The 8,427-nt window shown below is 71.4% G+C and carries 9 protein-coding genes; 5 read left to right on the forward strand and 4 right to left on the reverse strand.

Annotated elements, in window-relative coordinates; genetic code table 11:
• Positions 1 to 230: 230 nt before the first annotated feature.
• The 3 genes from AB0M30_RS47110 to AB0M30_RS47120 all read right to left on the reverse strand — a co-directional run bounded on the left by AB0M30_RS47110 (position 231) and on the right by AB0M30_RS47120 (position 3,335).
• The gene (locus tag AB0M30_RS47110) at positions 231 to 581 is read right to left on the reverse strand and encodes an MmcQ/YjbR family DNA-binding protein (RefSeq protein WP_364599156.1); all 351 of its coding nucleotides are present in this window, start codon (positions 579 to 581) and stop codon (positions 231 to 233) included.
• Positions 582 to 644: 63 nt separating this feature from the next.
• Entirely contained in the window at positions 645 to 2,075 is a 1,431-nt protein-coding gene (locus AB0M30_RS47115; protein ID WP_364599159.1) for a DUF1996 domain-containing protein, read from the reverse strand.
• Positions 2,076 to 2,525: 450 nt separating this feature from the next.
• Positions 2,526 to 3,335 (reverse strand): SDR family oxidoreductase, encoded by an 810-nt coding sequence (locus tag AB0M30_RS47120; RefSeq protein WP_364599162.1) that lies wholly within the window; start codon positions 3,333 to 3,335, stop codon positions 2,526 to 2,528.
• Positions 3,336 to 3,435: 100 nt separating this feature from the next.
• Here AB0M30_RS47120 and AB0M30_RS47125 point away from each other — a divergent pair, with 100 nt between their 5' ends.
• Positions 3,436 to 4,080, forward strand: coding sequence for a TetR/AcrR family transcriptional regulator (locus AB0M30_RS47125; protein ID WP_364599164.1), 645 nt, complete (start codon positions 3,436 to 3,438; stop codon positions 4,078 to 4,080).
• A 38-nt stretch (positions 4,081 to 4,118) separates the two neighbouring features.
• On the opposite strand, the gene AB0M30_RS47130 is transcribed toward AB0M30_RS47125, so the two are convergent.
• Complete coding sequence (locus tag AB0M30_RS47130) at positions 4,119 to 4,736, reverse strand: sigma-70 family RNA polymerase sigma factor (protein ID WP_364599166.1); 618 nt, start codon at positions 4,734 to 4,736, stop codon at positions 4,119 to 4,121.
• Between the two features lie 243 nt (positions 4,737 to 4,979).
• On the opposite strand from AB0M30_RS47130, the gene AB0M30_RS47135 reads away from it, so the two are divergent.
• From AB0M30_RS47135 to AB0M30_RS47150, 4 genes are all read left to right on the forward strand, one after another.
• A complete protein-coding gene (locus AB0M30_RS47135) occupies positions 4,980 to 5,387 on the forward strand; it encodes a pyridoxamine 5'-phosphate oxidase family protein (RefSeq protein ID WP_364599169.1) in 408 nt (135 codons plus the stop codon).
• 166 nt (positions 5,388 to 5,553) lie between these two features.
• Positions 5,554 to 7,065, forward strand: a complete 1,512-nt coding sequence (locus tag AB0M30_RS47140) for a GAF domain-containing protein (protein WP_364599175.1) — start codon at positions 5,554 to 5,556, stop codon at positions 7,063 to 7,065.
• Positions 7,062 to 7,721, forward strand: a complete 660-nt coding sequence (locus AB0M30_RS47145; RefSeq protein ID WP_103339067.1) for a response regulator transcription factor — start codon at positions 7,062 to 7,064, stop codon at positions 7,719 to 7,721. The genes AB0M30_RS47140 and AB0M30_RS47145 overlap by 4 nt, the downstream gene beginning before the upstream one ends.
• A gap of 109 nt (positions 7,722 to 7,830) precedes the next feature.
• On the forward strand, positions 7,831 to 8,265 hold the full coding sequence (locus AB0M30_RS47150) for a hypothetical protein (protein WP_364599172.1): 435 nt from the start codon (positions 7,831 to 7,833) through the stop codon (positions 8,263 to 8,265).
• The last annotated feature ends 162 nt before the right edge of the window (positions 8,266 to 8,427 follow it).

Below are 8,427 nucleotides of genomic sequence, written 5' to 3' on the forward strand. Positions count from 1 at the left end.
GTCACCGCGCCCGGGCCCCCGCCCCCCCAAAGGTGGCTTTGTTTCCTAAAACCGCACCGAAGGCCACATTGGGGCGCTCTTCCCGGACGTCAAACAACTTGCGACGCGCGACACTAGGCGTTCCGCAGAGTCCGGCGGCTGGTGCGCGAGGTGTGCTGGGACCCCGACGACGAAGGCCTCCTCACCGGCGGTGCCGGCGAAGAGGCCTTCGCGGTCGATCGATCACGTCGTCAGAGCGGGTGGGTCTCCAGATAAGCGGTCCAGACCTTCTTCGGCACGCACATCCGCCAAGCTTCGACGACCAGCTCCCGCATCTCGCCGGTGTCGATCGCCGCGAGGCGGCAACGGACCCATCGGAAGCGCAGGTCCGCCGGCTCGGGCGGCAGGAACTTGGCCGGTTCCGCCGCGATCAGCGCGTCGCGCTGCTCGCGGGGAAAGGCGAAGCCCATCAGGGTCTCGTCCGCCGACAGCGCCACGAACACGAGCTGGCCCACCCGGAACTTGATCCGGTCGCGCACGAGTGCCTCGTAGGCGCGGGGGAGGGTGGAAGCGAACGCGCGCACTTCGTCGCCGGTGACCATGCCGGCCATTGTCGCGCGCGGAACCGGCGGCGCACCATCCCCGGGTGCGCCGCCGGTTCCGGGTCACGCCCGGCAGGTCCGGCCGCGGTTCACGCAGTTCACCAGGCCGTTCATGATCCGCTGCGACATCACGTTGGCGAAGTCGTCGTGGTCGGAACCCGGGTTGTGCTTCTCCTGCGGGAAAGCGTCCACTTTGTACTGCTTCTTGACCTGGATGTCGTGCGGGATGTCGTAGGTCAGCGAGATCTGCAGCTGCGGCACCGCCTTGAACCCGTTGCCGCACCGGCCGGACTGGTCCGGGAATACGATGTGGGTGCGGTGGTTGGTGCTGTCGGTGTTCTTGCCGTCCCAGCAGCTCGGGAACGTGTGGATCCGCTTGACCTTGCTGCCGTCGGGGCAGATCGGGTACCTGTCGGTGACGCGGTTCTCGAACCCGGTGCACGTCCAGCTCGCCTTGGCGTTGGCGGGCCCGTTGGTCGAGACCTTCGCGTCGCCGTAGAGCACGCGCAGGAAGCGCGGCATCGCCACCACCTTGCCGACCGGGCTGCCGCGGAAGGTGATCTGCACGCGCTGCGGCCGCAGGATCTTGCCGTCGTTGCCGGGCAGCTCGTTGTTCTCGTCCTGTCCGGGCAACGCCCCGCCGGCCGTGGTGCTCGGCGGCGGTGTCGGCGTTCCGGTGTCCTTGCCCGGCTTCGTCGCGCACGGCGCGAGCTCGCCGAGGTTGCCCGGCTTCTGCGTGAACCGGCCGATCGCGATGGCGATCCGGTCGATGATCGCGCTGCGGCGGTCCTTCAGCGGGTTCAGGATCGCGTTGCGCACGAAGTCCTGGCCGCCCTGGCCCTGCGTCGCGGCGATGCGCTGGTTGGCCTCGTCGGCCTGCGTGTCGAGCTGGTCGAGGTTGCTGTCCACTTCGGCCATGGCCTGGTCCGGGATGTCGGTCAGCTTGCTGGCGACGTCCGGGCACGCGACCTGGACGGTCTTCGCCTCGCGGTCGGCCTGCGCCCGGTCGCCGTCGGGCACCTTGGCGGGCTCGTTCTTCTCCTCTTCGCCGGTGTCGATGCGGACCACGGGCCAGAAGTAGGCGGACTTGTCGCCGTTGCGGCAGGTGGTTCCGGACTTGACCAGGCTCTTGTTGTTCGAGTCGGCGTTCGTCGACAGGTTGCCGACGTAGTCGTGCAGGTGCTGGGCGCCGTTGCGGACGCCGGGCTGGGCGATGAAGTTGTCCGGGTTGAAGTGCTGGTTTTCGTTGCGGCCACAGTCGACGGTGAACGTGCCGGTCGCGGCGCCGCTGACCGGGCGCGGGTCGAACTGGTTCGGCTTCACCTTCAGGATGTCGACGAAGAACGCGGGGTTCGCTTCGTCGGCGCTGGCTTCACCGGTGTTGCCGGTGGTCGTCGCTACGACGATGCCGCCGACCGCGATCGCGAGGGCGAGGCCGCCGGTCGCGATCTTCGTCCGGCGGGAAAGGCGATGCCGTCCTTGGGTGCGGGACATGGGAAAAATCCTCCGGGGTGTCGGGCTGGCGGGAACGCGCGACACTGAGCCGGGACGAGCCCAGGCTCGACCCGATCAGGCGGGGTTCTTGCGGGATGTGTCGGCAGGAACGACGCCCGGCTGGTCCACTGACCCGACATCAGTGGGTGCGCGGTCACCTGCCCGTGGCCGCGCCGTCAACCGGCTGGTTATCGTTCCGTTATGGAACCTACACGGGCGTTTGACACCGGGCAAGAAGTTCTTTTCGCCGCTACGAACCGTCAGGCCGGGGTCGTGTTTCCGTAGCGGAAGAGGGGTCTGACCTGGGGATCTGTGCGGCGTGCGGAACTCGCGGAAAAAACTTTGAACCGAAGTGAACCGGCGTCCGTATCCCTCGGTGAGGCCTGGGGAATGCGCGCGGCAGGGCGGATAGTCGGGAATTGCCGTGAAATGGCTGAATGGCGCCGTGAATCACCGGTCGGTCGGTGAGGTTGCCGGGCTCATGGCGGTCTCGGCCTGAAGGGCGGGGCCGAGGAGGAGCCCACCGTCGATGACGTACTCCGACCCCGTGATGAACGTGGCCTCCGATGACGTCAGGAACAGGAGCAGCCGGGTGACGTCGGCCGGTTCGCCGAGCCGGGGGATGGCGAACGGCTCGGGTGAGTAGAAGTCGGCGATCGGCGCGGCCGCGCCCGCTGCGGGTTCGTGGATGAACGGGGTCGAGATCACGCCGGGGTGGATGCTGTTGACCCGGATGTGGTCGCGGCCGAGCTCGAGGGCGGCCGTTCGGGTGAGGCCTCGCAGCGCCCACTTGCTGGCGACGTAGGGCGCGTAGTGCGCCGTGCCGCCCAGGGCCATGGTCGAGGCGATGTTGACGATGGCTCCTCCTGCCGCGCGGCGCAGAGCCGGGGCTGCCGTCTTGATGCCGAGGAAGGTCCCGGTGAGGTTGACGTCGAGGATGCGCGACCACGTGGCCCGGTCCGTGTTTTCGATGGCCGCGGGCGGGTTCTGCACGCCCGCGTTGTTGACGAGCACGTTCAAGGCACCGAAGGCGCTCTCGGCGGCCAGCACGGCGGCGGACCACGAGCTCTCGTCGGTGACATCGAGACGGGCGAAGCGAACGCGAGTCCCGAGTTCGCCGGCAAGGGCCGCGCCGCGTTCCGCGTCGGTGCCACCGATCACCACGTTCGCCCCCTCCGCGTGGAAGGCGCGCACGTGGCTCGAGCCCTGGCCGCCGGTCCCGCCGGTCACGAGCACGGTCTGGTTGTCGAAGCGGGGCATTGATTTTCCTTCCCAGTGGTGAGCCGGTCGACTCACCATGCCCTCGACACTAGGTCGGCGTGAGTGGCGAGTCAAGCCACTCACCTCGTATGCTCGGTCCATGAGCGAGGTCGTGCCGACGTATCACCAGCGCGTCGCCCAGGAGAAGCGCGCGCTGATCGTGACGGCCGCGACCGCCCTGTTCCTCGAGCTGGGCTACGACCGGACGTCGCTGGCGCGGATCGCCGAGCGCTCGGGCGTTTCGCGGGCCACCTTGTTCAAGCAGTTCCCGACCAAAGCCGCCTTGTTCGACGCCATCGTGACCGAGTCCTGGTCGACCGCCGACGAGCAGGAACCGCCGCCGGCGGGCAACGTCGTCGACGGGCTCGGCACCATCGGCCGCCGGTACGCCGAGCTGCTGGGCCGGGCCCGGATGACCGACCTGTTCAGGATCGTCATCGCCGAGCTGCCGCGGTTCCCCGAGCTGGCCCATGCGCAGTTCTCGCACGGGAAGATGCCCTACTTCGAGTCCGTCCGCAGCTACCTCCTGGCCGAACACGAGGCGGGAACGGTGCGGGTCGAGGACGTGGACCTCGCGGCCACCCAGTTCCTGGGCATGATCTCCAACTACGTCTTCTGGCCGACGCTCCTGGTGCCGGGCTGGGAGGTGAGTGCCGGACGCGTCGCCGAGGTGGTCGACGAGGCCGTGCGCACCATCGCCGCCCGCTACGCCGTGAGTGGACCAGGGGTGTCCACCGGCGACTGACGACCACGATCAGCGGCGGAGACACCGCAGCACGCGCGTCAGGAAGCGGCTTCCCGGTGGTCGAGCAGGCTGCGCCGCAGGGTCGCCAGGGCGCGGTGCTGGGCGACGCGGACCGCGCCGGCGCTGCCGAGGCCGACCGCGGCGGCCGTCTCCTCCGCCGTCATGCCGAGGATGATGCGCAGGACCAGGATTTCGCGCTGGCGCGGCGGAAGCGTGTCGAGCAGCCCGGAGGACCAGTCGAGCGCCGCGGCGCGCTGGACCTCCTCGCCCGTCGGGTCCGCGCCGCCCGACAGGCCGGCCGGGAGTTCGGCGACCGGGCTGGTGCGGTCGCGTGCCCGGCGGCGGTGGAAGTCGGACACCTTGTGCGCGGCGATGCCGAAGACGAACGGCAGAAAGCCGTCGGGCGGGTGCCGGTACCCCGGCAGCGCGCGCACGATCGCGAGCAGCACGTCCTGGGCGCAGTCCTCGGCGTCCGACGAACCGTCCTGCCACGTGCGCAGCCGGCCCAGGCAGTAGCGGAAGACGATCGGCCGCAGCGCGCGCAGCAGCCCGGCCACCGCGGCGCGGTTGCCCTGCACCGCCGACCGGACGAGCGCCGGGTCGAGGGAGAACGTCGCCGTGGGCGTGGGACCACCCTCGGCGGAGTGCGGCGGCATCGGCCCTCACCCCCTTTTCCTGCGGTTTCCGGCAACGGACGGTCACGACGCTAGGTCACTCCGCGTGGCCGCCACACCGGCCGCCCGGCCGTCCCGAACCGGGTCTTCCGGCCCTGGCCGGAAGCGGCGCGATGTGCGTGGCCGCCGCCGCCGGGGAGCCGGGCCGAACGGCCCTATCGGCGGACCGGGTGAACCGATCACGCTGGTGGCCGGGGATTTTCACAGGAGAAACACAGGGACGCGATGGTGGACGACGTGGGCTTCGGGCTGCTGCTCGACCGGCAGCAGTGCCTCGCCTTGCTCCGGACGGCGAGCCTCGGACGGGTGATCTACACCCACCGGGCCATGCCGGCGGTGCGTCCGGTGCGCTTCACGGTCGTCGACGACGCCGTGGTGTTCGCCGTCCCGCCCGGCAGTCCCTTGTACGCGGGCGCGCGTGACGCCGTCGTCGCGTTCGAAGCCGACGAGTTCGCCGCCGACCTCGGCGCCGGCTGGTACGTCAGCCTGCTGGGCCGCGCCACCGAGTCCGGTGCCGTCGACCTCGGCGAGCGCACCTGCCCGTGCCCGGCGCCCGCCCGCCCGAGCCACCGGTTCCTGCGCGTCCCCGCGGAGACCATCAGCGGTCACCGCATCGCCTGCCACGCGGAGTGATTCCCCGAACGCCGTAACGGACCGGCTCCCGGCATCGACCCACCGGATGGACGAACCGGATTGGGCCGACACGGGCAGTGGCCTGTGGGACCCTTGACCGCCCGGGGCAAGCCCGGGATACCAGCGGAGCCAGCGGGGTCGACGGGAAGTGGCGGACGAAATCAGCATGCCGGCGATCCTGGCCGCGGTGGGCGGCGTCGCCCGCGAGCTGGAGCTGCCCGCGTTGCTGGACCGCGCGGTGACGGCGGCGGCCGAGCTGCTGGGCGCCTCGCGCGCCCGCTTGGCCCTGACCGACGGCGGGATCGCCGAGTACGGCCGGGGCGCGCTCGGCGCCGGCGCGGTCGAGCTGCCGGTCCGCGCCGGAACGCAGACGTTCGGGACCTTGACCATCGAGCCCGGCGACGGCGGCGAATTCGGCCGGCGCGAACGCGAGGTGCTCGGCGCGCTCACCGCGGCCACCGGGATGGCCGTCGAGAAAGCCCTGCTCGTCGACCAGATGCGCCGCCGCGAACGCTGGCTCGAGGCCTCCTACGACGTCACCCGCGCCCTGCTCGCCGCCCAGAACCTGCGGGACACGCTGCGGCTGGTCGCCGAACGCGCCCGCGTCGTCGCCGGCGGGACGGCCGGGGCGATCGCGCGGCCCGACGGGCCCGGCCGGCTCGTGTTCGACGTCGTCGAGCCGCCGGGCGAGGACGCCGACCGCCTGATCGGCCTGACCGTGCCGACCGAGGGCACCGCCACCGGGATGGCGTTCACCACCCGGCACCCGGTCGTGGTGCGCGACTACGGCGAACGCGTGCAGGAGCAACAGCGCGATCACGACGGGCCGATGCCCGCGATGATCAAGGACCTGGACTCGGCGATCTCGGTGCCGCTGATCGTCGGCGAGGAGACCCTCGGAGTGCTGGTGGTCGCGAAGTTCCGCGACCGCTCGCCGTTCACCGACTCCGACGTCCAGCTGGCCGAGACCTTCGCCGGGCACGCCGCGCTCGCCGTCGAGTTCTCCCGCGCGCAGGAGGCGCGCCAGCAGCTGGCGGTGTTCTCCGACCGCGACCGGATCGCCCGCGACCTGCACGACCTGGTGATCCAGCGGCTGTTCGCGACCGGGCTCGGGCTGGAGGGCGTGAGCAGGCTGATCGCCGACGCCGGGGTCGCCGCGCGCGTGGCCGGGTTCGCCCAGGACCTCGACGGCACCATCCGGGAGATCCGCAACAGCATCTTTTCGCTGCAGGCGCCCGCGCAGGCCCAGGGCAGCCTCCGCGCCGAACTGCTGCGGGTGGCCGTGGACGCCCGGGACGCGCTCGGCTTCGAGCCGCGCGTCGGCTTCGACGGGCCGCTGGACGCCGCGGTGCCGGACGCGGTCCGGTCCGATCTGATCGCGTCGCTGCGCGAGGCGCTGACGAACGTCGCCCGGCACGCCGGCGCGAAGTCGTCGTCGGTCGAGGTCACCGTCAACCAGCACGGCCGGCTCGGCCGCCAGCTGACGCTGGTGGTGCGCGACGACGGGAGTGGCCCGCCGCCGGAGGCGGGCCGGATCAGCGGCCTGGCCAACCTCGCTTCCCGGGCGGCCCGGTGGGGCGGCCACTGCGTGCTGGCGGCGGGCAAGGACGGCGGGTCGCGGCTGGAATGGACGGCAGAGCTGCCGGCGATGACCGGCGGGCAGGGGAGAGCACGATGACGATCGCGGTGTTCCTGCTGGACGACCACGAGCTGGTCCGGACCGGGCTGAAGACCGTCTTCGAGCCCGAAGCCGACATCGAGGTGGTCGGGGAGGCGGGGACGGCGGCCGAGGCGCTGGTGCGGATCCCGCAGGCGCGCCCGGACGTGGCCGTCCTCGACGTCCGGCTGCCCGACGGCGAGGGCGTGGCGGTGTGCCGCGAGATCCGGTCCACCGTGGACCCGCCGCCGGCCTGCCTGATGCTGACGTCCTATTCGGACGACGAAGCGCTGTTCGGCGCGATCATGGCGGGCGCGGCCGGGTACATGCTCAAGCAGGTGTCCGGCCGGTCGCTGATCGAGGCCGTCCGCACGGTCGCCGCCGGCGGCTCGCTGCTGGACGCCACGCTCACCGCGTCGGTGATGAACAAGCTGCGCGGCGAGAACGTCGCGGCGCCGGACCCGCGGTACGAGCAGCTGAGCCCGCAGGAGCGCCGGGTCCTGGACCTGGTGGCGGAGGGCCTGACCAACCGGCAGATCGCCGAGCGGCTGTTCCTGGCCGAGAAGACGGTGAAGAACTACGTGTCGTCGGTGCTGCACAAGCTCGGCGTCGAGCGGCGCACTTCGGCGGCGGTCTACATGTCCCATCGGCGGGCGGAACCGGGACGATCGGGCTGAATTCCCGACCGTTCGGTCGAAACCGGTGGGGCGTTCGACGTATCCAGCCCCGGATGGAGTACACCTGTCGGGTGACGCACGAATTGGCGTGCGCGGCAGAGGGGACGACATGGCGGGGTTGTCGGGCGGGGACTATGTCACGCGGCAGATCCGGGCACTCGCGGACGCGGTGCGCCGCGAGGGGGCCGGGGGCGTCGGCACGCGCAGCTTCCAGCTGGCGGAGCACCTGGCGGCGGAGGGTGGCGTCCACCGCGGCGACATCATGACGGCCACGGCGACGCTGCTGGCGATGACGGCGTGGTGCGACGGAGAGGCCGAGGCGGCCGGCCGGTTCGCGGAGCGCGCGAGCGAGCACGACGAGGAGTCGCGCGAGCTGGTGACCCACCTGCTCCGCCTGGAGGCGGGCGCGGACCGCGGCTGGCTGCCGCGGGATCAAGCGCAGGCGCTGCTGGAGTACGCCCGCCGGGAACGCCGCGGCGACCTGGCGACCCGCCTCGCCGCGATCGCGGCGCCGAGGCGCGGCCGGCACCGGCGGGACAACTAGTGTCGCGCGTCGCAAGTTGTTTGACGTCCGGGAAGAGCGCCCCAATGTGGCCTTCGGTGCGTTGAACGCACCGAAGGCCGCCTTGGGTGCGTTCAACGCAACCAAGGCCACATTGGGGCGCTCTTCCCGGACGTCAAACAACTTGCGACGCGCGACACTAGC

This window comes from Amycolatopsis sp. NPDC051716 (assembly GCF_040681595.1).
Taxonomy (GTDB): domain Bacteria; phylum Actinomycetota; class Actinomycetes; order Mycobacteriales; family Pseudonocardiaceae; genus Amycolatopsis.

Excerpts from the sequence above, each read along its gene's own strand:
- AB0M30_RS47140 (WP_364599175.1), top strand. The coding sequence starts at position 5,554 with ATGCCGGCGATCCTGGCCGCGGTGGGCGGCGTCGCCCGCGAGCTGGAG.
- AB0M30_RS47130 (WP_364599166.1), bottom strand. The coding sequence starts at position 4,736 with ATGCCGCCGCACTCCGCCGAGGGTGGTCCCACGCCCACGGCGACGTTC.
- AB0M30_RS47125 (WP_364599164.1), top strand. The coding sequence starts at position 3,436 with ATGAGCGAGGTCGTGCCGACGTATCACCAGCGCGTCGCCCAGGAGAAG.
- AB0M30_RS47120 (WP_364599162.1), bottom strand. The coding sequence starts at position 3,335 with ATGCCCCGCTTCGACAACCAGACCGTGCTCGTGACCGGCGGGACCGGC.
- AB0M30_RS47145 (WP_103339067.1), top strand. The coding sequence starts at position 7,062 with ATGACGATCGCGGTGTTCCTGCTGGACGACCACGAGCTGGTCCGGACC.
- AB0M30_RS47135 (WP_364599169.1), top strand. The coding sequence starts at position 4,980 with ATGGTGGACGACGTGGGCTTCGGGCTGCTGCTCGACCGGCAGCAGTGC.
- AB0M30_RS47110 (WP_364599156.1), bottom strand. The coding sequence starts at position 581 with ATGGTCACCGGCGACGAAGTGCGCGCGTTCGCTTCCACCCTCCCCCGC.
- AB0M30_RS47115 (WP_364599159.1), bottom strand. The coding sequence starts at position 2,075 with ATGTCCCGCACCCAAGGACGGCATCGCCTTTCCCGCCGGACGAAGATC.
- AB0M30_RS47150 (WP_364599172.1), top strand. The coding sequence starts at position 7,831 with ATGGCGGGGTTGTCGGGCGGGGACTATGTCACGCGGCAGATCCGGGCA.